Below are 24,691 nucleotides of genomic sequence, written 5' to 3' on the forward strand. Positions count from 1 at the left end.
GCGAAGCAATCCAGAGTCCCGCGCGCAGCCCTGGATTGCTTCGTCGCTTCGCTCCTCGCAATGACGGAGAAAAATAGGAGACACCGATGCTCAAAGAAATCCGTCCCGCCATCTTTGTCCTGCTCGCCCTCACGCTCATCACGGGCTTGATCTACCCGCTCGCCATGACCGTCGTCGCCGGCACCATCTTTCCGGCCCAGGCCGAAGGCAGCCTGATCACGCGCAACGGCCAGGTGATCGGCTCGGCGCTGATCGGCCAGGAGTTCAAGGACGACAAATATTTCCACGGCCGTCCGTCCGCGACCTCGGCCGCCGATCCGAACGATGCGACCAAGACCGTGCCGGCACCCTACAACGCCGCCAACTCGTCCGGCTCCAATCTGGGCCCGACCAGCAAGGCGCTGGCCGACCGCCTCAAGGAGGACGTCGACAAGCTGAAGGCGGAGAATCCCGCGCAGGCCGTGCCGGTCGATCTGGTGACGACCTCGGCGAGCGGGCTCGATCCGGACATCTCGCCGGAGGCGGCGCTGTTCCAGGTGCCGCGGGTGGCCAAGGCACGCGGCTTGCCGGAGGCCAGCGTCCGCAGCCTGATCGCTCAGCAGACCCAGGGCCGTCTGCTCGGGCTGCTCGGCGAACCCCGCGTTAACGTGCTGGCGCTCAATCTGGCGCTCGATGCTGCCAAACCGCAATGAAGCCTTGCCGGCCGCGCCTTGAGGGTCTTGGCCTTAAAGGTCCTGGCCTTAACGGTCCTGGCCTTGGCGCCGAGGTCCCTCCGTCTATAATGCCGCATGGCCAGTCAACGCCGCGATCCTGACCAACGTCCCTCGCCGGAAGCCCTGCTCGAAGCGGCCCGGCGGGAGGACAGTCCTGCCGGCAAGCTCAAGATCTTCGTCGGCGCCGCCCCCGGCGTCGGCAAGACCTATGAGATGCTGTCGAGCGCGCATGCCAAGCTGAGGGCCGGCGTCGACGTCGTCATCGGCTTCGTCGAGACCCATGGCCGCGCCGAGACCGAGGCGCTGGTGCGCGGCCTGGAGGTCGTCCCGCGCAAACATATTTCCTACAAGGACCAGATCGTCGAGGAGATGGATCTGGATGCCGTGATCGCGCGCCGTCCCAAGCTCGCGATCGTCGACGAGCTCGCGCACACCAATGCCGCCGGCAGCCGCCACCCCAAGCGCTATCTCGACGTCGAGGAGCTGCTGTCGCACGGCATCGACGTCTACACGGCGGTCAACGTCCAGCACATCGAGAGCCTCAACGACGTCGTCGCCCAGATCACCCATGTGCGCGTACGCGAGACCGTCCCGGACTCGATCCTCGACCGGGCCGATGCCATCGAGCTGATCGACCTCACGCCCGACGATCTGATCCAGCGGCTGAAGGAGGGCAAGGTCTATGTCCCCAAACAGGCCGAGCGCGCGCTGGAGCATTATTTCTCGCCCGGCAATCTGACCGCGCTGCGCGAGCTCGCGCTGCGCCGGACGGCCGAGCGCGTCGACGAGCAACTGCTCACCCACATGCAGGCCAACGCCATCGCCGGACCCTGGGCAGCCGGCGAGCGGATCCTCGTCTGCGTGTCGGAGGATCCGCGGGCGACAGGGCTGGTGCGCTACACCAAGCGGCTCGCCGACCGTGTCCACGCGCCGTGGACCGCCGTTACCATCGAGACCCGGCGCAACCTGCAGCTCACGGACAAGCAGCGCGACCGGCTCGCCGATACGCTGCGGCTGGCCGAGACCCTCGGCGGCGAGGCGCTGACGATTCCGGGCGTCGGCCGGCGCATCGCGGATGACCTCATCAGCTTCGCGCAGGCCAACAACGTCACCCAGATCATCATCGGCAAGTCGAGCCGCTCGCGCCTGTTCGAGATCATCAGGGGCTCGGTGGTGCATGACCTCGTCAGGCGCGCCGGCAACATCAGCATCCACGTCATCGCCGGCGAGGAGGCGCCGGACACGCCGAGCCCGTCGGTGCAGACGCGCCCGCGCAGCGAGCCGCTGCAGCCAAAGCCCTATCTGATGGCGCTGCTGATCACGGCTGTCGGCCTTGGCCTCGCCGAGCTCATCCAGCCCTTCTTCGGTATCGAGAACGTCGATCTGGTGTTCCTGACCGCCGTGGTCGGCGTCGCCGCGCGTTACGGTCTTGGGCCGTCGCTGCTGGCGAGCCTCGCCGCCTCGCTCTGCTACAACTTCTTCTTCCTCCCGCCTCTGTATACGTTCACGATCACCGATCCGACCAACATCGGCGCGTTCTTCTTCTTCATGCTGATCGCCATCCTGGTGTCCAACGTCGCCGCGCGCGTGCGCGTTCAGGCTGACGCCGCCACCCAGCGCATCCGGACCACCGAGCAGCTCTACGCCTTCAGCCGCAAGCTCGCGGGCACCGCGACCCTCGACGACGTGCTGTGGGCGACGGCCTATCAGGCGGCGTTGATGCTGAAGGTGCGGGTGGTGCTGCTGCTGCCGCAGGACGGCAAGCTCACGGTCATGACCGGCTATCCGCCGGAGGATCAGCTCGACGACGCCGACCTCGCCGCTGCGAGCTGGGCCTGGAGCAACGACCGCGCAGCGGGCCGCGGCTCCGACACGCTGCCGGGCGCCAAGCGCCTGTTCCTGCCGATGCGCACCGGGCGCGGCTCGATCGGTGTCATTGGCATCGACGACGATCGTACCGGGCCGCTGCTGACGCCGGACCAGCGCCGGCTGCTCGATGCCCTGGTCGACCAGGGGGCGCTCGCGATCGAGCGCGTGCTGCTGGTCGAGGACATGGACAAGGTCAAGCGCACCATGGAGCAGGACCGGCTGCGTTCGGCGCTGCTCACCTCGATCTCGCACGATCTGAAGACGCCGCTTGCCTCCGTGCTCGGCGCGGCTTCGACGATGCGCGATCTGGCCGCCAGGCTGTCCGACAAGGAGAAGCTCGACCTGCTCGCCACCGTCATCGACGAATCCGAGCGGCTCAACCGCTTCATCGCCAATCTCCTGGACATGACCAAGCTGGAATCGGGCGCGATCGTGCCGAACGCCGCGCTCCACGACGTCGGCGAGATCGTCGGCAGCGCGCTGCGGCGCGCGGGCAAGATCCTCGCCGGTCATCATGTCTCGCTGGAGCTGGCGCCAGATCTGCCGATGGTCGAGGTCGACGCGGTGCTGTTCGAGCAGGTGCTGTTCAATCTGCTCGACAACGCCGCCAAATATGCGCCTCCCGAGACCTCGATCGCGATCCGTGCGGCCCGCGACAACAACTGGGTCGTGCTCGAGATCCGTGACGAAGGCGACGGCATTCCCGCCGCGGAGGTCGAGCACGTGTTCGACAAGTTCTATCGTGTGCAGAAGGGCGACCAGGTGCGACCAGGCACGGGGCTGGGGCTTGCGATCTCGCGCGGCTTCATCGAGGCGATGCATGGCCGCATCTTCGCCGGCAACCGCACCGATCGGCGCGGCGCGGTCCTCACCATCCGCCTGCCCGTGCTGGCGCAGGCCAGACCGCTGGATACGGCCGCATGACCGGCGCTCCGATCAAGGTGCTCGTGATCGACGACGAGCCGCCGATCCGCAAGCTGCTGCGGATGGGCCTGACCACGCAGGGCTACGAGATTCTCGAAGCCTCGAACGGCAGGATCGCGCTGGATCTGTTGGGTCAGGAGCCGGCGCTGATCATTCTCGACCTTGGCCTGCCCGACATCGACGGGCTCGAGCTGCTGCGCACCATCCGTGGCCGCAACGAGGCCGTGCCGGTCGTGGTGCTGTCCAGCCGCGGCGACGAGGCGGGCAAGGTCCAGGCGCTCGATCTCGGCGCCGACGACTACATCACCAAGCCGTTCGGCATGGATGAATTGCTGGCGCGGCTGCGCGCGGCGTTGCGGCATCAGTTGCAGGTGCAGGGCGAGCGTCCGGTGTTCCGCTCCGGCGATCTCTCCGTCGATCTCGTCCGCCGCATCGTCAAGGTCGGCGAGCGCGAGATCAAGCTGTCGCCCAAGGAGTACGATCTGCTCCGCGTCCTGGTGCAGCACGCCGGCAAGGTGCTGACGCACCGCTTCCTGCTCAAGGAGCTGTGGGACGAATTGACCGACGCGCAATATCTGCGCGTCTATGTGCGTCAGCTCAGGCAGAAGATCGAGGCCGATCCCGAGCGCCCGCAATTCGTATTGACCGAGACCGGCATCGGCTATCGGCTGCGCGCGCCGGACTGAGCTTGGCCGTATCGGCCGACTGGTCCTATGTGTCAGGGGCGTTGACATCGCCATTCGATGGGCGAGCTTGCGTGTCCCGCGGGCGGCATCAGCTCGTTTCGTTAAATTTACGAGCAATTTTGACCAACCGGTCATCTCGCGCTGCGGCACAGTACGTCCGCAGGCGCCCGTTCTCTGGATCAACGGATGATCGAGACTGCGGTCGTGCCACCTGATCGGCGCAGCTGATCGTGCGTTTGCATGCACGATGGTGTAAACACGGGACGTGCCATGTCTCGGCTTGTCAGAACGCGATCTGAATTTTGGGGGGCGAGGCTGCCGACTGCGGCGCAGAGATTGTCATCGGCGATACCGGGAAGAGCATCATGCCCGAAATTCATCTCAATCAAGGTCAGCCCGACGCGTTGTTCTTGGCTCCCATCAGTGAGGTCGGTCATGGAAGAATACATTCATCTGCAGAACCTCATCCTGTTCAGGAAACGTCTCGCTGAATTCAACGATGAGTCCAAGCGGACGGTGCTCCTGAAATTGCTGACTGAGGAAGAGGCCAGGGACGCATCATTCGGAACGTCGCCTTGTCCAGTTGCGCCTCATGCGGCGGATCAGAACGTCTGATCGGCTTCTCGGTCTATCCGTCATCGAAGCGACGAGCGCGAAGCTGCATTGGAATCTCGATGTATCGACGGGCTTCGATTCCCGCGATCGTGAAAGCATGTGTGGAGGTACGCGGCATCAGCTTGCGCTTTGGAACTTTCGTCTCGCCGACGCGGTTTACGTGTCGCAATCGGGAGGATGTTTATGGCACGACAATACTCGCGCAAGGCATCGGCCAAGGTCGGCCGGGCGATGAAGAAGCGCAAGGCCGGCACGCTGCGCAGCGGCGGTTCCGGTCGCAAGGTCAAGAGCCGCAAGCAGGCCATCGCGATCGGCCTGTCGGAGGCGCGCCGCGAGGGCAAGAAGGTGCCGCCGAAGAAGAGCGCGCGGACATCGGCGAAGAAGTCATCGAAAAAGACAACCAAGAAGGCATCGAGCAAGAAGACCACGAAGAAGACCAGCCGGAAGACAGCAAAGAAATCATCGAAGAAAAGCTGAGGCTCGGGATTGTGCCGCCTTGCGCTCATCCGGGCTACGGCGTACTCAGCCCGCCTTCCTCTGCCGCGCCGCCGACCGATGCGCCTTCTTCGCCGTGCGTCGATGCGTGCTCGTCCGCCGTGGCGCCGCACGCGCCGTCTTTTTTCCGCTCTTGCCGTTCAGGCTCTGCTTCAGCGCATCCATCAGGCTGACGACGTTGTCGGGCCGTTCCTCCGGCTCCGGTAGCTTGATCGGCTTGCCCGACGCCTTGCGTTTTACCAGCGCCTTCAGCGCGGTCTCGTATTGGTCCTTGAACTCCGAGGGATCGAAATGCGCCGCCTTGGTCTGCAGGATGTGGCCGGCGAGCTCGACCATGTCCTTGGTGATCTTCGGCGCCTTGATGTCGTCGAAGAACTCAGCTTCGTCGCGCAGCTCATAGGGAAAGCGCAGGGTGGTGCCGAGCATGCCCTTGCCCATCGGCTCGATGGCGATGATATGCTCACGGTTGGTCAGCACGATGCGCGCCAGCGCGACGCGGTCCTGATCCTTCATCGCATCGCGGATCACCGCGAAGGCGTCGATTGCCGCCTTGCCGTCGGGGGCGATGTAATAGGGATGGTTGAGATAGCGCTGGTCGATCTCGTCGCGCGGCACGAAGCTGTCGATGTCGATCGTATGGTTGCTCTTGATCTGGACCGCCTCCAGCTCCTCGGGCTCGATCTCGACGTACTGTCCCTTGGACAGCTCGTAGCCGCGGCCCTTCTGGTCGCCTTCGACGATGTCGCCGGTCTCGGAGTCGACCATCTGCTGCTTGAGCCGGTTGCCGGTCTCGCGGTTGATCAGATGGAAGCGCGTCTTCTCCACCGAGGTCGACGCCGGATAGAGGACGACGGGGCAACTGACGAGCGAGAGTTTGAGCGAGCCTTTCCAATAGGCGCGGGGGGCCATCGTGGTCTCCTTGGACAATCCGGACGAGGCTGCAACGGGCAAGCGTCGGTGTGGGTTCCATGGGCCCGGCGAAGGTCGCTTCGGGAAAAAATAATTCGCTTGACGACTTCGTAAAATCAGCATTATGGTCAGACCCGTTCCGTTGCGTCGGAGGGGACGTATCGCGGTCGTCACGGACGTCGGCAGCGGAATGCGATGGGTGTGTCGGATTGCAGCGTGATTCAGTCGCGCCGACGAACAATCCGGCATGCACGGTCAAGTCGCGCGGTCCTGATACCCCGATGCTGGTATCCAGCGCGATGCGCGCAAGCGCATTGTCGCGACACGGTGGCCAACAAGCCCGGCGCGCCGAGGAGAACGCGAAGCAGCCGTTAAAGCCGTCGCGCAGGGAGGGCCGGGATGTCTCGGCTGCACCTGTGGTACCTGCCGCCTGCATTTTTTTCGCAGGCGGGCCATGGGGGCGGCGAGCTCCCGGCCTTCCCTGCGCCCTCTCGATTGGCAGAGGGCGGACGCCAGCGCAGCCTGGGCTCCCTGAGCCGCGGGAACGCGGAACTTTGCCCGATGTTATCATCATGGTGATGCGGCCGGTTCCACGAGTTCACCGGCTTTGCTACGCTACCACTCAACGCGAGGGATCACCGTGGCGCTCAGGAAGCTCTCCACCTATCGCAAGAAGCGCGATTTTGACAAGACGGCGGAGCCGTCCGGCGACGCCAAGGTTGCGCGTGCGCCGCGGCCGCGTTTCGTCATCCAGAAGCACGACGCGACGCGGCTGCACTACGATCTCAGGCTCGAATTTGGCGGCGTCTTCAAGTCGTGGGCGGTGACCAAGGGCCCGTCGCTCGATCCGCATGACAAGCGGCTCGCGGTCGAGGTCGAGGACCACCCGCTCGACTACGGCGATTTCGAAGGCACGATCCCAGAAGGCGAGTATGGCGGCGGCACCGTCATGCTGTGGGACCGTGGCTATTGGGAGAGCGAGGATCCCGAGAGCGGCTTCAAGAAGGGCGATCTGAAGTTCACGCTGGATGGCGAGAAGCTGCATGGCAGTTGGGTGCTGGTGCGCATGCGCCACGATCGCACCGGCGGCAAGCGCACCAATTGGCTCCTGATCAAGCATCGCGACGAATTTGCCAAGGAGGGCGAGGCCAACGACATTCTCGACGCCGACAAATCAGTGGCGTCGGGGCGCACGATGGAGCAGATCGCGACCGGCAAAGGCAAAGCGCCGAAGCCGTTCATGCTCGCCAAGACACAGCGCATGAATGCCGATGCGGTGTGGCATTCGAACCGCAGCGACGGCAAGGCCACTTCGACGAAGACGGCGCCGTCGGCAAAGACGACGAAAGCGAGCCCGAAGTCGAAGACAGCGGCGCCGCGCATGGTGTCATCGTTGCCGGACTTCGTCGCCCCTGAGCTTTGTACCTCGGTCGCGAAGCCGCCGAGCGGTGAGGGGTGGGGGCATGAGATCAAGTTCGACGGCTACCGCGTGCAGATCAGGGTCGAAGACGGCAAGGCAACCCTGATGACGCGAAAGGGCCTGGACTGGACGGCCAAGTTCAGTGCGATCGCGCAGGAGGCCGCGAAGCTGCCGGATGCGATCATCGACGGCGAGATCGTCGCGCTCGACAAGGACGGTAATCCGAATTTCTCGGCGCTGCAGGCGGCGATCTCAGCGGGCGAAACCGACGAGCTGATCTTCTTTGCCTTCGACGTGATGTTCGCCGAAGAGTTCGACCTTCGCCGCCAGCCTTTGCGCGAGCGCAAGGCGCGGCTCGCGAAGCTGTTGAAGGCGAACATCAAAGGCAAGGCGCCGCGCATCCGCTATGTCGAGCACTTCGAGAGCGACGGCGAGGCGGTGCTGGAGTCCGCACGCAAGCTGTCGCTGGAGGGCATCGTCTCCAAGAAGCTGGACTCGGCCTATCATTCGGGACGGAAGGAGAGCTGGACCAAAGCCAAGACCAGGCCCGGCCACGAGGTCGTCATCGGTGGCTGGAAGACGACCAACGGCAAATTCCGCTCGTTGATGGTCGGCGTCAACAAGGACGATCATCTCGCTTATGTCGGGATCGTCGGCACCGGCTTCGGCCAGGACACGGTGAAGGAGATCATGCCGGCGCTGAAGGCGGCTGCCTCCGACAAGAGCCCGTTCAGCGGCAAGAACGCGCCGCGCAAGACGCGTGAGGTGCATTGGCTCAAGCCCGAGCTGGTCGCCGAGATCGAGTTTGCAGGCTTCACCGGCGACGGCAATGTCAGGCAGGCCTCGTTCAAGGCCCTGCGCGAGGACAAGCCGGCGCGCGAGGTCGTTGCCGAGGAGCCGGTGGTGACGACGAAGGTTGCGAAGCCGGTGGCGCGCGCCGCGGCGAGCGTCGCGACCGTCGGCACCACGGTCCACAAGACGCCGTCTCGGACGAAGGGCTCGGCCACCGTGATGGGCGTTGCGATCTCCAAGCCCGACAAGGCGCTGTGGCCGGACGCCGGCGACGGCGAGCCCGTCACCAAGCTCGATCTCGCGAACTATCTGGAAGCCGTCGGAGACTGGATGATCGGTCATCTTAAGGGCCGGCCATGCTCGATCGTGCGTGCGCCTGACGGCATCGGTGGCGAAAAATTCTTCCAGCGGCACGGCATGCAGGGCATGTCGGACCTGCTCGAGCTGGTCAAGGTCTCGGGCGATCGCAAGCCGTATCTGCAGATCGATCGCGTCGAGGGATTGATCGCGGTGGCTCAGGTCGCCGCCGTCGAGCTGCATCCATGGAATTGCGCGCCGGACGCCTATGACGTTCCGGGCCGGCTGGTGTTCGATCTCGATCCGGCGCCGAACGTCGCGTTCGAGGAGGTGATCGCGGCAGCCAAGGACATGCGCCAGCGCTTGAAGAGCCTCGGACTCGAGAGCTTCTGCAAGACCACGGGCGGCAAGGGTCTGCATGTGGTGACGCCGTTGCTGCACGGCGCGCGCGACAAGGTGAGCTGGCCCGAGGCGAAGGCGTTTGCCCAGGGCGTGTGCCAATGGATGGCGAACGACAGCCCGGAGCAATATCTGCTCAACATGTCGAAGAAGCTGCGCGGGGGAAAGATCTTCCTCGACTACCTGCGCAACGACCGGATGTCGACGGCCGTCGCCGTGCTGTCGCCGCGCGCCCGCGAAGGTGCCACCGTGTCCATGCCGCTGACCTGGGCGCAGGTGAAGAACGGGCTCGAACCCAAGCGGTACACGGTCCGAACCGCGCCGGCGCTGTTGCCCAAGACCAAGGCGTGGGAGGGCTATGACGACGCGGCCGGAGCGATCAAGCCGGCGATGAGGAAGCTCGCGAACGAAGTGTAAGGGATGCGATGCGGGGCGCAATCAAGCCCAGGCCGACGTGGCGCGGCCACGTCAGCCCGAACTGATCAGTTGGATGGCTATGAGATCGATCGGATCAGATGCGTCCGAGCAGGACGAGAATCAGCACGATGACGATGATCAGGCCGAGGCCGCCGCCGCCGTAGTAGCCGGTGCCGTAGAACGGACCGCCGCCGATGCCGGAAAAGCCGCCGAGCAGGGCGATGATGAGAATGATGAGGATGATAGTTCCGATGGACATGTGCTTCCCTCCAGTGCCCGGCAGCGGGGCGACAACGTGCTCTGCCTTCGCCGAGGAAACTGGTTGGAACTTCGAAAGTTCCGCATGGGAACAAGTAAAATGCAGCGTGTGTCTTTGCGGTCGCATCCACCGATGACTACATGAAGACGGTTGTTAGTCAGGAGATCGCGATGTCAAGTCCGCTTGTCGTTTCCATTCCGCATCGCCTCGGCAAGGACGAGGCCGTGCGCCGGCTCCGGGCCGGTCTCAGTCGCGCCGCGACCAGCGTTCCGGTCCTGAAGGTCGACGAGGAGCGCTGGGAGGGCGACAAGATGATCTTTCGCGTTCGCGCGCTCGGTCAGGCGGCGTCGGGCCATGTCGACGTCGCCGACGATCACGTGCGTGTCGAGGTCGTGCTACCCTGGCTGCTGCAGCGCTTTGCCGAGGCGGCGCAGGCCGCGATCCGTAACCGCGGCCAGTTGCTGCTGACGAAGAAGAGCTGATCAGGTCGGCGCTGCCGCTGTCTGGCGTCGACCAGCCGGGTGGGCTGCCGCATCAGTTCGCGCCGGGATCACTGCTGCAGGCAAGTGCGTGAAGATGGAGGACACCGCGACCATGCCGTTCTGCATGTCCGCAGATGTGTAACCGCGGGCATGAACCTCGGCTTCGAAATCATCCGCGTGGGGCCACACCCGGCCAGCGTCGGTAAACGGCGCAAAGTTGCGCGCAGTGACGACGATGACGGCGTCGCGCCCGCGCCGCCGTGCGAAGGCAATGATGTGATCGGCATGACGTCCGCTCACCTCGAGCGGCTCATAGGAACCGTCGGTGAAGACCGAGGACATCTCGTTACGCAGCCTGAGCAGCCGCCGCGTCCAGGCCAGCTTGATGCGGCCATCCGGCCAATGGCCCGCGAGGTGCGCCCAGTCGGGACTCTCGCACGCACGCAGCGCCTGTTCGCGTGCGGCGAAATCGACCGGGCGGCGATTGTCGGGATCGACCATCGAGAGGTCCCAGAATTCGGTGCCCTGGTAGAAGTCGGGCACCCCCGGCATGGTCGCCTTGAGCGTCAGCTGCGTCAGGGAGTTCAGCGCGCCGAGCAGCGCCAGCCGCTTGGCAAGCGTCTCCAGCGACTGCAGGAACTCGGGCGAACGGTCGCGGTCCAGGATGCGTTCGATGAAGGCGCGCAGGCCGTTCTCATAGGCCTCGTTCGGATTGAGCCAGCTGGTCTCCTCCTTGCCCTCGCGCGCGGCCTTCAGCGCATAGGCCTGCAGCCGATCGGGCAGGGTGTCATCGGTGCCGCTTGCCGGCCAGATGCCGACCAGCGTCTGGTACAGCATGTATTCGAACGCCGCCGAGGGCGCGCGCATCTTGCCATCCGTGATGACGTGCGGCGCGTTCAAGGTCTTCCAGCGCGCGACCGACGACGTCCAGTCATTGGGCAGCTCGGTGATGGCGGCCAGCCGCGTGCGCGCATCCTCGCCGCGCTTGGTGTCGTGCGTGGCGGTGGCGGTCATGCCGTGCGGCCAATGCCTGGCGCGGTCCTGCATCAGCTTGTGGAAGTCGGCGATGGCCAGAGCATGTGCCGCCGGATCGCCGCCGACCTCGTTGAGCGCGAGCAGCCGGTGGAAGCGGTAGAAGGCGGTGTCCTCCAGCGACTTCGCCATCATGGGCCCGGTGAGCTGCTGCACCTTGAGGGCGAAGCGCCGCACGCGCGGGACGCTGTGATTGGTGCTGCGGTCGCGCTTGATGAGGTCCATGGTCAGCGCATCGCGCAGGAACTCGAAGATCGAGCCGTCGGAGGCGAACCATTCGGCCCGGGCGCCTGCGATGGCGTGGTCGATCAGCTTGCGGTCGGTCTCGGTCGGACCGGCTGTGGTGAGATAGGTGCGATAGACCGGGAAGTGGAGAACATACAGTTCGAGCGCCTGGCGCAGGATGTCTTCCGAATAGTCGCGCGTGGAGTAGTGGCCGTTGGCGATGCGCGCCAGCAGGCGCGTCAGCACGGTGAACTCGCTGGTCAGCAGCGTCTCAAGCACGCGTCGCTTGGCTTCCTTTATCACCGGCGCCAGCTTCGGCGGCTTGTTGCTGATCTGGCGCCAGATCTCGTCGAGCGGCTCCAGGCCGTTGCCGTCGATCAAAAGCTGGATGACCACGTTCATCCATTCGTAGCCGGTGGTGCCGTGCACCCCTGCGAAGCGCGGCAGCTTCTCCTGCTCGCAGAGGATCTTCTCGATCACGACGTAGAACGGCCCCGCCGCGGGCCCGCGGGCGTCGCGGATCAGCCGGCGCAGGCGCTGAAAATATTGTGCGGGATCGCGCAGGCCATCGATATGGTCGAGCCGCAATCCCTGCAACTGGCCGCCGGAGATCAGCGTCTTGACCAGCCGATGGATCGCTTCGAACGTGCCGGCATCCTCGACGCGCAGGCCCGCCAGCGTGTTGACGTCGAAGAAGCGGCGGTAGTTGATGTCGCTGGAGGCGAGCCGCCAGTGGCCGAGCTTGTAGTGCTGCCTCTCCAGCAGATGATGCAGGGCGAGCGTCTGTGCCGGACGCTCGGGCCCGGCCTTGTAGGCCGCGATCCCGCGGGCAATGACGTCGGCGGCGCCCGGAATGGCCTTGAGGGCCGCCTTGAATGCCGGCGCTTCCTTGCGGTTCGGATGGCGCAGGCCTTGATAGCGCGAGGCGAGCTCCAGGATCGCCCTGCCGGTCTCACTGCTTTCTGCGCCTGCCTCCTTGACGATGATGCGCAGCACTTCGCCGTAGCGCTCGGGCGCGATCGGCAGCCGATGCTCGAAGTACCAGCAGGAGAACGAGCCTTCGCCTGGGTCATAGCGCAGCTCGATGTCGCCATGTTCGAGTGCATGCCCGTAGGAGGTGCCGACGATCGGCAGCAGCACGCCGCCGCGTGCGCGATACGGCAACTGGTCCCAATCGATGTCGAACGAGGCGGCGTGCGGCGAAGCCTGGCCCCATTCGAGGACGTCGAGCCACCATGGATTGTCGTCGAAATGCACGCCGACATGGTTCGGCACGAAGTCGAGGATGAGGCCGAGATCGTGCTGCTTGAGCGCCGCGCTCAGTTTGGCAAAGCCGTCCTCGCCGCCGAGCTCGGGATTGAGCTTGGAATGATCGGTGATGTCGTAGCCATGCGTCGAGCCCTTCCGCGCCGTCATGAACGGCGAGGCGTAGACGTGGCTGATGCCGAGCGCCTTCAGATACGGCACGACGCGCACGGCCGCTTCGAAGTTGAAATCACCCGTGAGCTGCAGGCGATAGGTCGCGAGGGGAACGGCCGGAGGCATGCTATCCTCCGATGCTCCAGAACACGGACCACGGCGGCAGGCGGTCTCCAGGCGTGCCGCCCCAGATCGGAGTGCCCGGGACGCCGTTCGGCGAAGCCGCGAGCTCCTTGTCCGAGACGTTGGCAAGCAGAGTCAGCCTGCTGCCATCGCCCATCTCCCAATGCGTGGTCAGGCGACCGTCATCGGTCACATCAGCGTCGCCGAATTTTGCGCCCGGAAGCCGCGGCGCAACCTCCTTGTGACGCACGGCGAGGAGCGCGCGCACCAGCGCCAGACGCTCGCGCCCCGGCGATGAATTACGGGAGTCCCAGTCGATGATCGCGGACTTGAAGGTTTCGATGTCGAGCGGATCGGGGACCTCGTCGCCATGTTTGGCGTATGCCCACTCATACTCCTTGCGGCGTCCCTTACGCACCGCATGCGCAAGGTCGCCCTGGAAGTCGCAGAAGAATGGGAACGGCTGCTTCGAGCCCCATTCCTCGCCCATGAACAGCATCGGCACGGTCGGCGCCAGCAGCGTCACCGCGAGCGCCGCCGCGATTCCTTGCGGCGGCGCCAGCGCCTCGAGCCGATCGCCGAACACGCGATTGCCGATCTGGTCATGGTTCTGCAGGAAGTTGACGAACGCTCCGGGGGCCAGATGACCGCTCGGCTCACCCCGCGGATCGCCGCCCCAGAATGCCGCCGGTTCGCCTTGATAGACGAAGCCGGAGGCGAGCGCGCGAGCGAGATCGCGGCGCGGCGCCTGCTGGTAGTCGCCGTAATAGCCGCCGCTCTCGCCCGTCAGCATGACGTGCCAGGCATGATGATAATCGTCGTTCCACTGCGCGCGGAATCTGCCGCGCGGCGGCTCCTCCGCGGAATCCAGCATGCTGGCGCGGTTGTCGCCGTTTTCGAGCACCAGATGGATGTGCCGCCCGGTTGCTTCGACAAGCTTGCCAACCGCCGCGCTCAGATCGTGCAGCATCGGGATCTCACCCTCGTTGGACAGGATGTGATTGACCGCATCGAAGCGCAGGCCGTCGAAGCGATAATTCGTCAGCCAATGCAGCGCGTTCTCGATCGCGAAGGCGCACACTTCCGCGCGCCGGTAGTCGATCGCGCTGCCCCATGGCGTATGCGCATCGGTGAAGAAGGTCGGTGCATACAGGCCGATGTAGTGTCCCTCCGGGCCGAAGTGATTGTAGACGACGTCGAGAAACACCATCACCCCACGCAAATGGGCCTCGTCGATCAACGCCCGCAGGTCGTCGGGCCGGCCGTAGACGCTGTCGGGTGCGTAGAGCAGCACGCCGTCATAGCCCCAATTGCGCCGGCCGGCGAAATCCGCCAGTGGCATCAGCTCGAGTGCCGTGATGCCGGTCTCGACGAGGTGATCGAGCTTGTCGATCATCGCGCGGTAGGTGCCTTCCGACGTGAAGGTACCGACATGACTTTCCAGGAACACGGCATCCTGCCACGGGCGGCCGCGCCAGTTTTCCGAGCGCCAGGTGTAGGCGCGGTGATCGATGACTTCGCTCGGACCGGAGACGTCCTCTGGCTGGAAATCCGAGCCGGGATCCGGAACGTCGAGCTCGTCGTCGATGCGGAACTTATACTGCGTGCCGGCGCCGGCGCCGGCGACCTCGAGCGCATACCAGCCGCCGTCGAGGCGCTGCATCTCGTGCTTGCCGTCGAGCACCAGATCGACGCGCTTGGCGGCGGGAGCCCACAACCGGAACGTCGTGCCTTTCCCGGTGATGCGAGGTCCGAACTGACGGGGGCTCATGGCAGGCCCGCAAACGCCAGCACGGAGCGGGGCGGAGCCTTGAGGTCGGCCCCGGCGGTGAAATCGACCTGCTTCTGCTGGGCTTCGGTGGTGTCGAGGACCTGCTGCCACGTCTTGTATTCGGCGAGCTCGGGCAATTTGAATCCAATCTCTTCGGGCGCTGCATTCAGAACGATAAAGATCGGAGCCTGCTCCTGTTCCAACGGGGCGAGCACGTAGGCGAGAAATCGTCCGTCGGGAAAGGTCCAGTCGGTTTGCGTCATCTCCTCCGCCGAAGGCGTCAGCCACAGCACGCCGAAGCTGCCGTCCGAGCGGCGGCCGTCCAGCCAGCGGCGTGCGCGGATCTGGCCGAAGCGGCGGCGCAACTCGGTCATATGCGCGATGAAGTCGATGAGGTCGTCACCCTCGCGGCCCATGCCGCTCCAGTCGACCCAGCCGACATCGTTGTCCTGACAATAGGCGTTGTTGTTGCCGTGCTGCGAGTTGCCAACCTCGTCGCCTGCGAGCAGGATCGGCAGACCCTGCGCGAGGAACAGACAGGCGAGCTGGTTCTTGCGCAACTGTCGGCGCATCGCATTGATCGCGACGTCGTCGGTCGGGCCTTCATGGCCGCAATTGTTGCTGTGATTGTCGTTGGAGCCGTCGCGATTGTCCTCGCCGTTCGCCTCGTTGTGCTTGCTGTTGTAGCTGAACAGGTCCGCCAGCGTGAAGCCGTCATGGACGGTGACGTGATTGACGCTGGCGCGTTGGCTACGGCCGTCGTGATTGAAGATGTCGGACGAGCCGGTCATGCGGCTGGAGACCTCGCCGATCAGGCTGCCTTCGCCGCTCCAGTAGCGGCGCATGGCGCTGCGATAGCGGTCGTTCCACTCCGACCATTGCGACGGGAAGGCACCGACCTGGTAGCCGCCGAGGCCGACGTCCCACGGCTCTGCCACGAGCTTCACGCCGGCGAGCACGGGGTCCTGGCGGATCGCGGTGAGAAACCCGCTGCGCCGGTCGAAGCCGTGCTTCTCGCGCGCCAACGTCGTCGCGAGATCGAAGCGGAAGCCGTCGACGTGACAGACCTCGACCCAGTAACGCAGCGAGTCCATCACCATCTGCAGCACGCGCGGATGGGTGAGGTTCACCGACGAGCCGCAACCAGTGAAGTCGTCGTAGAAGCGCGGATTGTCGGGCTGGAGCCAGTAGTAGGAGGCGTTGTCGATGCCACGATAGCACAGGGTCGGCCCGAGATGGTTGCCCTCGGCGGTGTGGTTGTAGACCACGTCCAGCATCACCTCGATGCCGGCATCGTGCAGCCGCGCCACCGTCGTTCGGAAGGCATCGAGCGGATTGTCCTGCGCGTAGCGCAGCTCCGGCGCGAAGAAGGAAATGGTGTTGTAGCCCCAGTAGTTGACGAGCTTCTTCTCGACCAGCATGCGGTCGTCGATGAAGGCGTGGATCGGAAGCAGCTCGATCGTCGTGACGCCGAGCCGCTTCAGATGCTTGATCATCGCGGGCGAGGAGAGTCCGCCATAGGTGCCGCGCAGATTGGGCGGCACGTCGTCGCGCTTGTTGGTCAGGCCCTTGACGTGGGCCTCGTAGATGATCGTGTCCTCCCACGGGATCTGCGGCCGCATCTCGCGCCGGCCCCAGTTGAAGGTCTCGTCGATGACGACAGCCTTGGGCATGCCGCGGGCATTGTCGCGCCGGTCGAACGAGAGATCCTCGCGCGGCGAGCCGGCGCGGTAGGCGAAATGGGCATCGCTCCAGACCAGCCGGCCAGCGAGCCGCTTGGCATAGGGGTCGAGCAGCAGCTTGTTGGCATTGAAGCGGTGGCCGCGCTCCGGCTCGTAGGGCCCGTAGACGCGGTAGCCGTAGAGCTGCCCCGGCGAGACGTCGTTGAGATAGCCGTGCCAGACATCTTCCGTCCGCTCCGGCAATTCGATCCGCTCGATCTCTCGCCGGCCCTGGCTGTCGAACAGGCAGAGCTCGACCTTCTCGGCATTGGCGGAGAACAAGGCAAAATTGGTCCCCCGTCCGTCCCAGGTTGCTCCGAGACGGGCGTGGCTTCCTGCGGCCAGACGCATTGCGTCAGGCTTCCGGGACGAGAAATACCGCTGCCATGGGCGGGAGGATGAGGTTGAGCTGGTGTTCTTCAGAGGCATGGACCTGGCCGACATTGCCGACATTGCTGCCGCCATAATGCAGGGAGTCGGAATTGAAAGCTTCCCTCCATTTGCCGCCGAACGGCACGCGGACCCGGTAATTGTAATACACGTTGGGCGAAAAGTTCACGACCACGACGCAGCGCGCGTGCTCATCGAAGCCCTTTCGCACCCAGGCGAACACGTTGCGGTCCGCGTCATCGGCGATCAGCCACTCGAATCCGTCCGGCTCGCAGTCCCGCTCATGCAGCGCCGGCACGTTGCGGTAGAGATGGTTGAGGTCTCGGATCAGGGCCTGGATGCCGGCATATTTGGCATCGCCGAGCAGATGCCAGTCGAGCGAGGTGTCGTGATTCCACTCGCGCTCCTGAGCGAGCTCGCAGCCCATGAACAGGAGCTTCTTGCCGGGATGCCCGAACATGAAGCTGTAATAGGCGCGCAGATTCGCAAAGCGCTGCCAGTCGTCGCCGGGCATCCGCCCGAGGATGGAGCGCTTGCCGTGCACGACCTCGTCATGCGACAGCGGCAGGATGAAGTTTTCCGAAAAGGCGTAGTGCAGGCCGAACAGGATCTCCCCGTGGTGATATTTGCGGTGGATCGGATCCTTGCTGATGTAGCGCAAGGTGTCGTGCATCCAGCCCATGTTCCACTTGTAGCCGAAGCCGAGCCCACCCATATCGACTGGGCGCGACACCTGCGGCCACGCCGTGGATTCCTCGGCAGCCGTGGTCGCCTGCGGGAAATGACCGAACACGTCGATATTGGTCCGACGCAGAAACTCGATGGCCTCGAGGTTCTCGCGCCCGCCATATTTGTTCGGGATCCAGCCGCCGGAGGGACGGCTGTAGTCGAGATAAAGCATCGAGGCGACGGCATCGACGCGCAGGCCGTCGATGCCGTAGCGCTCCAGCCAGAACAGCGCGTTCGAGCGCAGGAAGTTGGCGACTTCGGTGCGGCCGTAATTGTAGATCAGCGTGCCCCAATCGAGATGCCGGCCCTGCATCGGGTTGGCGTGCTCGTAAAGCGCCGTCCCGTCAAAATGGCCGAGGCCGTGCGGATCATCCGGGAAATGGCCCGGCACCCAGTCGAGCCACACCGCAAGGCCTTCGCGGTGGCAGGCATCGACCAGCGCACAGAAATCCTCAGGACTGCCAAAGCGGCTGGTCGGCGCGAACAGGCCGGTCGGCTGATAGCCCCAGGAGCCGTCGAACGGATGCTCGCTGACGGGCAGGAATTCGATGTGCGTGAAGCCCATGTCGCGTGCATAGGCCGGCAACTGCTCGGCGAGCTCGCGATAGGTCAGCCACTGGTTGTTGTCCCTGCGCCGCCAGGAGCCGAGATGCACCTCGTAGATCGAAACCGGTCGATTCAGTTTGTTGATGTCATGTGGCGCCGGCCGAGGCCGCGGCAGGCTGGTTTCGTCGATCACGATCGATGCGGTCTTGGGACGCGTCTCGGCCGCGAAGGCCATCGGGTCCGATTTCAGCGGCAGGTGCTCGCCCTGCGGGCCGATGATGTCGAACTTGTAGTGGTCGCCGGCCCTGGCACGGGGAATGAACAGCTCCCAATAGCCGTTGCCGCGGACGCGCATCGGGTGGCGCCGCGCATTCCAGAAGTTGAAATCGCCGACCACGCTGACGCGACGTGCATTGGGCGCGAGTACGACGAATCCGACGCCATCGACGCCGTCGAGCACCATCGGATGCGCGCCAAGCTTGTCGTAAAGCCGCTCATGGTTGCCTTCGCCGAGCAGATGCAGGTCGAAATCGCTCAGGATCGGCAGGAAACGATAGGGATCCTCGAGGTCGGTGACGTGGTCGCCGAATGTCGCCCGAAGCCGATAGCGCTGCAGCGACGGCATGGTCCCGGTGAACAGGCCGGCATCATGGACGCGCGTCAGCGGCGAGACTTCGCCGTGCTCGCCGACCACCTCGACCCGCGAGGCCTCGGGCAGGAAGGCACGCACCACGGTCCGCCCGTCGACATTGTGCTGACCGAGATAGCGAAACGGGTCGGCATGCCGACCTTCGATGATCGCAAACGCCTCGGGAGAAAGATGGGTCATGAGGACTCGCTGGCTGATGCTGGCTCGGACAGGACGCGAAGCAGGTTGCCCAATGCGACGCGCAACCAGTCCGGCCGGTGAGCCAGATCATATTCGAGCGCTCCGAGGGCTTTTTCCAGCATGAAAAAGTTAAGGAGCGCCTCCGCGGTGTGCGGATCGTCCGGCCAGAGGCGCTGGTTGGCCTTGATCTCCCGATAGCCCGTCAAAAAGGCCGTAACAGCCTGGTCGCGCCATTCCGACAGCGCGGCGGGGATCCGGCCGTGATCGTCCGGGCCTGCCCTCAGAGCACGCTCGAGCGCGACGCGGACCGAGCAATCGATCGAGCGCAGGAAGCCCGCGATGTCGCGGGCCGGCGGCGCCTTGCGCAGGCGCTCGGCGAGCGGCTGCTCCTCGTCGCCGTCGAAATCGATGATGAAGATATCATCCTTGACGATGAGGATCTGGCCGAGATGGAAATCGCCATGCAGCCGGATGTCGCAGCCGCCGACATGGTGCGGGATCAGGCTGCTGAGGCGCTCCGACAACTCGCCGCGCCTGGCGAGCACCTGGTCGACCAGCCCTCGTTCGGGATCCTTGAGGTGATCGCGGCGCTCGCTCAGGTCCGTCAGGACCCGTCCGGCCTGGGCGCGCAGCCGGTCGATCCAGTGATCGAGATGATCTGCGGTCGTGGGTTCGGGCGCGAAATCGGCGACGTCGCTGCGCGAGGCGAGCGCCGCATGCAGTTCGCCGACGCGACGGCCTGCCTGCGCCATGTAGCGCAGATAGGGCGACAGCTCCTCGCTCTGCCGCACGTCGCCGCTCGCGGCGAACACGCGCTGGTCGTCGACGTAGCGATCGAGATAGGCGGCGCTGACGGTCCAGCCGTCGCCCTGGTTCTCGATGAAACCATGGACGCAGCCGACGGTCTGCCGCTCGCCCTCCTGGATCACCTCGATGCTGCCGAGCAGCGGCGGGACATTGGCGAAGCCCACCGCCTCCGTGAGGAATCGGCCGATCTCGATCTCCGGATGCGGGCCGGCCTCCAGCTCGCGGCGGATCTTGATGAAGAACTCGTTGTTGACGACCGCCTTGCTGCTGCAGCGGTCGGTTTCGACCACGCGCACCTGCTCGGATTCGCGGATTGGCTTGTCCGGAAACCGCGACGTCGGCCGGAATTCGAGGCGCACCCCGTTTTCCTCGACCGTCAGCGATTGCTTCAGATTGTGCAGGAGCAGCGCAAGAAAGATCGGGCTGGTCGCTGCATCGAGCAGCGTTCCCTCGCGGGCGCCCTGGCGCACGGCGGCAAAGGCTTGCGGATTGTAGCGATCGCGATCGAAGCGGACCCATTCGATCTGCATCGGCAGCAGATAGCGCAGCTTGTCGTCGCGCTCAGCGGCCTTGAAGAAGATCAGCCAGGGCCGGTTGTCGCCGATGTCGCAGAACGGGATCGCCGAGGTCAGCGTCGGATGGATCGCGTCCGCCGAGCGCTCGGGGTACCATCGTGCGCGCGCCAGATGACCGGGCAGAACGTCGCGTTCGAACACGCTGCGAGTGCGGGCCAGCGATACCCAGGTCGAGCCGAGCGGCACGACCAGCGTCTCGAACTCCGGCACCGCGCGCTGGATGATGGGCTCCGACTTCTCGCGCTCCTTGAGCTGGAACCAGTAGAATCCGTAGGGCGCGAGCGTGATCATGTAAGGCAGCTCGCCGACCGGGGGAAAGCGCGAGCGGCCGAGCATCTCGATCGGGACGCGATCCTTGAACGGCGAGAGATCGAGCTCGGTCGCCTGCGCCGAGCGCGACAGGTTGGCGACGCAGAGGATGACCTCGTCCTTGTACTGGCGGACATAGGCCAGCACCGACCGGTTGGCCGGGCGGATGAAGGTCATGGTGCCCCTGCCGAAGGCCAGCGTCGACTTGCGCACCGAGATCAGCTTCTTGGTGGCGTTCAACAGCGACGACAAGCTGCGCGATTGCGCCTCGACATTGACCGCCTCGTAGCCGTACACCGGGTCCATGATCATCGGCGCGTAGAGCCGCGCCGGGTCGGCGCGCGAGAAGCCGCCATTGCGGTCGGGCGTCCACTGCATAGGCGTGCGCACGCCGTTGCGGTCGCCGAGATAGATGTTGTCACCCATGCCGATCTCGTCGCCGTAGTAGATGATCGGCGTGCCCGGAAACGACATCAGCAGCGAGTTCATCAGCTCGATCTTGCGCCGGTCGTTGTCCATCAGCGGCGCGAGGCGGCGGCGGATGCCGACATTGATGCGTGCGCGCGGATCGTTAGCGTAGGTCGACCACAGATAGTCGCGCTCGACGTCGGTCACCATCTCCAACGTCAGCTCGTCATGGTTGCGCAGGAACAGCGCCCATTGGCAGGTCGCGGGGATGTCGGGCGTCTGGCGAAGGATGTCGGTGATCGGGAAGCGGTCCTCCTGGGCGATTGCCATGTAGATGCGCGGCATCAGCGGGAAGTGATAGGCCATATGGCATTCGTCGCCCTGGCCGAAATATTCCTGAACGTCCTCCGGCCACTGATTGGCTTCCGCAAGCAGCAGCTTGTCCTTGGCGTAATTGTCGAGCTCGACACGCAGGCGCTTGATGATCGCATGCGTCTCGGGGAGGTTTTCGTTGTTGGTGCCGTCGCGCTCGCAGAGGTAGGGGATGGCGTCAAGCCGGAAGCCGTCGACGCCGGCATCGAGCCAGCGTTTCATCACCTGGATGATCGCGTTGACCACGCGCGGATTGTCGAAATTGAGGTCCGGCTGGTGCGAGAAGAAGCGGTGCCAGTAGAACTGGCAGGCCTCCGGATCCCAGGTCCAGTTGGACTTCTCGGTATCGGTGAAGATGATTCGGGTGCCGAGATATTTCTGGTCGGTGTCGCTCCAGACGTACCAGTTGCGGGCGCTGGAGCCGGGCGGGCTGCGCCGGGCGCGCTTGAACCAGTGATGCTGGTCGGAGGTGTGATTGACCACGAGCTCGGTGATCACCCGCAGGCCGCGCCGCTTGGCCTCCTGGATGAAGCGCTTGAACTCCTTCATCGTCCCGAAATCGGGATTGATGCTGCCGTAATCGGCGATGTCGTAGCCGTCGTCGCGGCCGGGCGAGGGGTAGAACGGCAGCAGCCACAGCGTGGTGACGCCGAGGTCCTGCAGATAATCCAGCTTGTCGGTCAGGCCGGCGAAGTCGCCGACGCCGTCATTGTTGCTGTCGGCGAACGCCTTGACGTGCAGCTGGTAGATGATCGCGTCCTTGTACCAGAGACCGTCGCCGTCGGTCTCGGTCTGCAGACTCGGCGAATCCAGGGATGACATCAGGTTCACGAGGCCCTCACCTAGGAGAGAGGATGATGATGCAGCTGCGATTGGAGGCGTCTCGAAAGATGTCTCGGTCTCGGCAGATGCGGCTCTCCTCAAAAGAGGGCAGAATAGGGGAGAAAGCGTCCTTGGGGGTGACGCTCTCGAACGTGTGCGCAAATTTGTTCACGGTGATGCCATTGACAAGAAAACGGCGTCCCGGTTCGCTAGAAACCGAGACGACCCCCTTACAAAGCTGCAAGGCTCGTTTTGTTCCCCCGGGAACGACGGCCATGCCGCGGCGTTAGGGGCTTATCTTCTTGCCGTCCCACAACAATTTACGACGTACGTCTCCCGTTACGTCCAGATCGCGTGCCGAATGGATCTCTACAGCGAAGCCCATAGTCTCGGAATCCTGACAGAATTCTACGATGGTCAGGGGCAGCGTCGTGTCACCGACGAAGCGGCGCTCAAGATCATCGTTGAGGCTTTTCCCAGGCCCACGCCTCATCGGCTGCTGAGCGGCGCGGTCGTGATTCGGTCCGGGCAGCCGGCGCGCAGCCGCCTCAACGAGGCGGCCAAGCTGCCAGTCAGGTGGACCATCAGGCGTGGCGACGCTGAGACAGTCTCCGGGCAGGCCGCTGAGGCCCTGGTCGAGTGGCCGGGTGATCTGCCGGTCGGCAGCTATCGCCTCGAGCTGGTGGATGCGTCGTCGTACCGCGAGGAGCTGCCGCTGCTGGTCGCGCCGGCGAAGGCCTTCGGCGGTGATTTCGATCGCGTCTGGCTGCTGGCGGTCCAGCTCTACGGCATTCGATCCGGTCGCAACTGGGGCATGGGTGATTTCACCGATCTTGCCGATCTCATCACGCTTTGCGCCAAGCTCGGCGCCGATGGCGTCGGCCTCAATCCGCTGCACGCGCTGTTCGACGACCGGCCGGGCGATTTCAGCCCCTATGCACCGAATAGCCGGCTGTTCCTGAATGCGCTCTATGTCGATGTGGAGCAGGCGCCCGGCTTCGCGAAGGGGCCGGACAGCAAGGTGCTCGAGCCGCTGCGGCGGGCCGAGCTGGTGGACTACAAGGGAGTGGCGGCGTTGAAATGGCCGGCCTTGCGCGCGGCCTTCGACGCCTTCATGGCTGCGCCCGCCGCCGCCGCGGCGGCGGAGTTCAAGGCCTACCGCGCCGAGCGCGGCGATCTGCTGGCGCGCTTCACCTGCTTCGAGGTGTTGCGGCATCGCTTCCAGAAGCCGTGGTGGGACTGGCCCGAGGAGTGGCGGCAGCCCGATGCGGGGCGCTGCGCGGCGCTGCTCAGCGGCCCCGATCGGAGGGAGGCCGATTTCGTCGCCTATGTGCAGTGGCTCGCCGAACGACAATTGAGCCATTGCAGGGATCTCGCGCAGCGGCTGGGAATGAAGGTCGGTCTGTATCTCGACGTTGCGGTCGGCGTTCAATCCGACGGTTTCGATGCCTGGAACGAGCAGGGCGCCATTTCGCGCACGCTGTCGGTCGGGGCGCCGCCCGATCCCTTGAACACGGTCGGGCAGAACTGGGGGCTCGCCGGCTTCAACGCGCCTGGACTGGCGCTGAAGAATTTCGAGCCGTTCCGGGAAATGGTCCGGGCGTCGATGCGGCATGCCGGCGCGATCCGGCTCGACCATGTGCTCGGTTTGAAGCGGCTCTATCTGGTGCCGCACGGATTTCCGGCCAAGCAGGGCGCTTACGTGCAGATGCCGTTCGAGGCGCTGCTCGCCGCAACCGTCATCGAGAGCGTCGCCAACGAATGCATCGTCATCGGCGAGGATCTCGGCACCGTGCCGGAGGGCTTTCGCGAGCAGATGGCCGATTGGGGACTGTGGTCCTACAAGGTGATGATCTTCGAACGCGACGACAACGGGCGCTTCCGCGATGTCGACTTCTATCCGCCGAATGCGCTGGTGACGCTGAATACCCACGATCTCTCGACCTACGCCGGCTGGCGCTCGTTCGGCGATCTCAAGACCAAACGCGGGCTGGGCATCGATCCCGGTGAAAGCGACCAGGATCGCTGGGATGCGTTGGGGCTCTGGGACGAGGTGCTCCGCCAAAACGGCATTCGAGCCAACGACGTCCACTCAGCGATCGCCTTCCTGTCGCGGACGCGGTCCCGGCTGCTGGTGATTTCCCTGGAGGATCTGCTGGAAGTGGTCGATCAGCCCAATATTCCCGGCACGATCGACGAGCATCCGAACTGGCGCCGCAAGATGCCGATCAAGCTCGAGGACATCGCCGGTGCGACCAGCGTCGCGGCGTTGAAGGCGGCGACCGCCGAACGGATCAGCCCGGCCGGCGTTTAGAACGGGGGGATTGCGGGGGGCA

Annotated in this window: 16 protein-coding genes; 8 read left to right on the top strand and 8 right to left on the bottom strand. The window is 64.8% G+C overall.

Translation table 11 applies throughout. The annotated features are described in order from the left end of the window. Nucleotides 1–86 precede the first annotated feature (86 nt). The 3 genes from QX132_RS04935 (at nucleotide 87) to QX132_RS04945 (ending at nucleotide 4,192) form a co-directional block, all read left to right on the top strand. Entirely contained in the window at nucleotides 87–692 is a 606-nt protein-coding gene (locus tag QX132_RS04935; protein ID WP_316160270.1) for a K(+)-transporting ATPase subunit C, read from the top strand. Nucleotides 693–788: 96 nt separating this feature from the next. Further along, nucleotides 789–3,506: a sensor histidine kinase KdpD gene (locus tag QX132_RS04940; protein ID WP_316160272.1), complete on the top strand. Its 2,718-nt coding sequence runs from the start codon at nucleotides 789–791 to the stop codon at nucleotides 3,504–3,506. Next, nucleotides 3,503–4,192 (top strand): response regulator transcription factor, encoded by a 690-nt coding sequence (locus QX132_RS04945; protein WP_315775903.1) that lies wholly within the window; start codon nucleotides 3,503–3,505, stop codon nucleotides 4,190–4,192. The genes QX132_RS04940 and QX132_RS04945 overlap by 4 nt, the downstream gene beginning before the upstream one ends. A gap of 179 nt (nucleotides 4,193–4,371) precedes the next feature. Here the strand turns inward: QX132_RS04945 and QX132_RS04950 are convergent, their stop codons facing one another. After that, on the bottom strand, nucleotides 4,372–4,629 hold the full coding sequence (locus QX132_RS04950) for a hypothetical protein (protein ID WP_315771968.1): 258 nt from the start codon (nucleotides 4,627–4,629) through the stop codon (nucleotides 4,372–4,374). Here QX132_RS04950 and QX132_RS04955 point away from each other — a divergent pair. Then, nucleotides 4,628–4,807: a hypothetical protein gene (locus QX132_RS04955; protein WP_315738670.1), complete on the top strand. Its 180-nt coding sequence runs from the start codon at nucleotides 4,628–4,630 to the stop codon at nucleotides 4,805–4,807. The genes QX132_RS04950 and QX132_RS04955 overlap by 2 nt on opposite strands. A gap of 183 nt (nucleotides 4,808–4,990) precedes the next feature. Next, the gene (locus QX132_RS04960) at nucleotides 4,991–5,284 is read left to right on the top strand and encodes a DUF6496 domain-containing protein (RefSeq protein ID WP_315738669.1); all 294 of its coding nucleotides are present in this window, start codon (nucleotides 4,991–4,993) and stop codon (nucleotides 5,282–5,284) included. A gap of 45 nt (nucleotides 5,285–5,329) precedes the next feature. Here QX132_RS04960 and QX132_RS04965 read toward each other — a convergent pair whose 3' ends face one another. Next, the gene (locus tag QX132_RS04965; protein ID WP_316160274.1) at nucleotides 5,330–6,211 is read right to left on the bottom strand and encodes a Ku protein; all 882 of its coding nucleotides are present in this window, start codon (nucleotides 6,209–6,211) and stop codon (nucleotides 5,330–5,332) included. 640 nt (nucleotides 6,212–6,851) lie between these two features. Between QX132_RS04965 and ligD the strand changes: the two genes are divergently transcribed. Next, nucleotides 6,852–9,536 carry a DNA ligase D gene (ligD, locus tag QX132_RS04970; protein WP_316160275.1) on the top strand — a complete coding sequence of 895 codons (2,685 nt, stop codon included), beginning with the start codon at nucleotides 6,852–6,854 and terminating at the stop codon, nucleotides 9,534–9,536. A gap of 94 nt (nucleotides 9,537–9,630) precedes the next feature. On the opposite strand, the gene QX132_RS04975 is transcribed toward ligD, so the two are convergent. After that, nucleotides 9,631–9,795 carry a DUF3309 family protein gene (locus QX132_RS04975; protein WP_006614022.1) on the bottom strand — a complete coding sequence of 55 codons (165 nt, stop codon included), beginning with the start codon at nucleotides 9,793–9,795 and terminating at the stop codon, nucleotides 9,631–9,633. A 170-nt stretch (nucleotides 9,796–9,965) separates the two neighbouring features. Between QX132_RS04975 and QX132_RS04980 the strand changes: the two genes are divergently transcribed. Then, complete coding sequence (locus tag QX132_RS04980) at nucleotides 9,966–10,277, top strand: polyhydroxyalkanoic acid system family protein (RefSeq protein ID WP_315796646.1); 312 nt, start codon at nucleotides 9,966–9,968, stop codon at nucleotides 10,275–10,277. Here the strand turns inward: QX132_RS04980 and treY are convergent, their stop codons facing one another. The 5 genes from treY to treS are packed head-to-tail and all read right to left on the bottom strand — an operon-like array spanning nucleotide 10,278 to nucleotide 22,364. Beyond that, the gene (gene treY, locus QX132_RS04985; protein ID WP_316160276.1) at nucleotides 10,278–13,079 is read right to left on the bottom strand and encodes a malto-oligosyltrehalose synthase; all 2,802 of its coding nucleotides are present in this window, start codon (nucleotides 13,077–13,079) and stop codon (nucleotides 10,278–10,280) included. Nucleotide 13,080: 1 nt separating this feature from the next. Next, nucleotides 13,081–14,847: a malto-oligosyltrehalose trehalohydrolase gene (gene treZ / locus QX132_RS04990; RefSeq protein ID WP_316160277.1), complete on the bottom strand. Its 1,767-nt coding sequence runs from the start codon at nucleotides 14,845–14,847 to the stop codon at nucleotides 13,081–13,083. Further along, the gene (gene glgX / locus QX132_RS04995) at nucleotides 14,844–16,919 is read right to left on the bottom strand and encodes a glycogen debranching protein GlgX (RefSeq protein ID WP_315811638.1); all 2,076 of its coding nucleotides are present in this window, start codon (nucleotides 16,917–16,919) and stop codon (nucleotides 14,844–14,846) included. The genes treZ and glgX overlap by 4 nt, the downstream gene beginning before the upstream one ends. A 4-nt stretch (nucleotides 16,920–16,923) precedes the next feature. Next, nucleotides 16,924–19,062, bottom strand: a complete 2,139-nt coding sequence (glgB, locus tag QX132_RS05000; protein WP_316160278.1) for a 1,4-alpha-glucan branching protein GlgB — start codon at nucleotides 19,060–19,062, stop codon at nucleotides 16,924–16,926. Further along, nucleotides 19,059–22,364 (bottom strand): maltose alpha-D-glucosyltransferase, encoded by a 3,306-nt coding sequence (gene treS / locus QX132_RS05005; protein ID WP_315796651.1) that lies wholly within the window; start codon nucleotides 22,362–22,364, stop codon nucleotides 19,059–19,061. Before treS ends, glgB begins: the two co-directional genes overlap by 4 nt. 352 nt (nucleotides 22,365–22,716) lie before the next feature. Between treS and malQ the strand changes: the two genes are divergently transcribed. Then, nucleotides 22,717–24,669 (top strand): 4-alpha-glucanotransferase, encoded by a 1,953-nt coding sequence (gene malQ / locus QX132_RS05010; protein WP_315796652.1) that lies wholly within the window; start codon nucleotides 22,717–22,719, stop codon nucleotides 24,667–24,669. Nucleotides 24,670–24,691 lie beyond the last annotated feature (22 nt).

The sequence above is a fragment of the Bradyrhizobium sp. SZCCHNRI20481 genome (assembly GCF_032485055.1).
GTDB lineage: Bacteria > Pseudomonadota > Alphaproteobacteria > Rhizobiales > Xanthobacteraceae > Bradyrhizobium.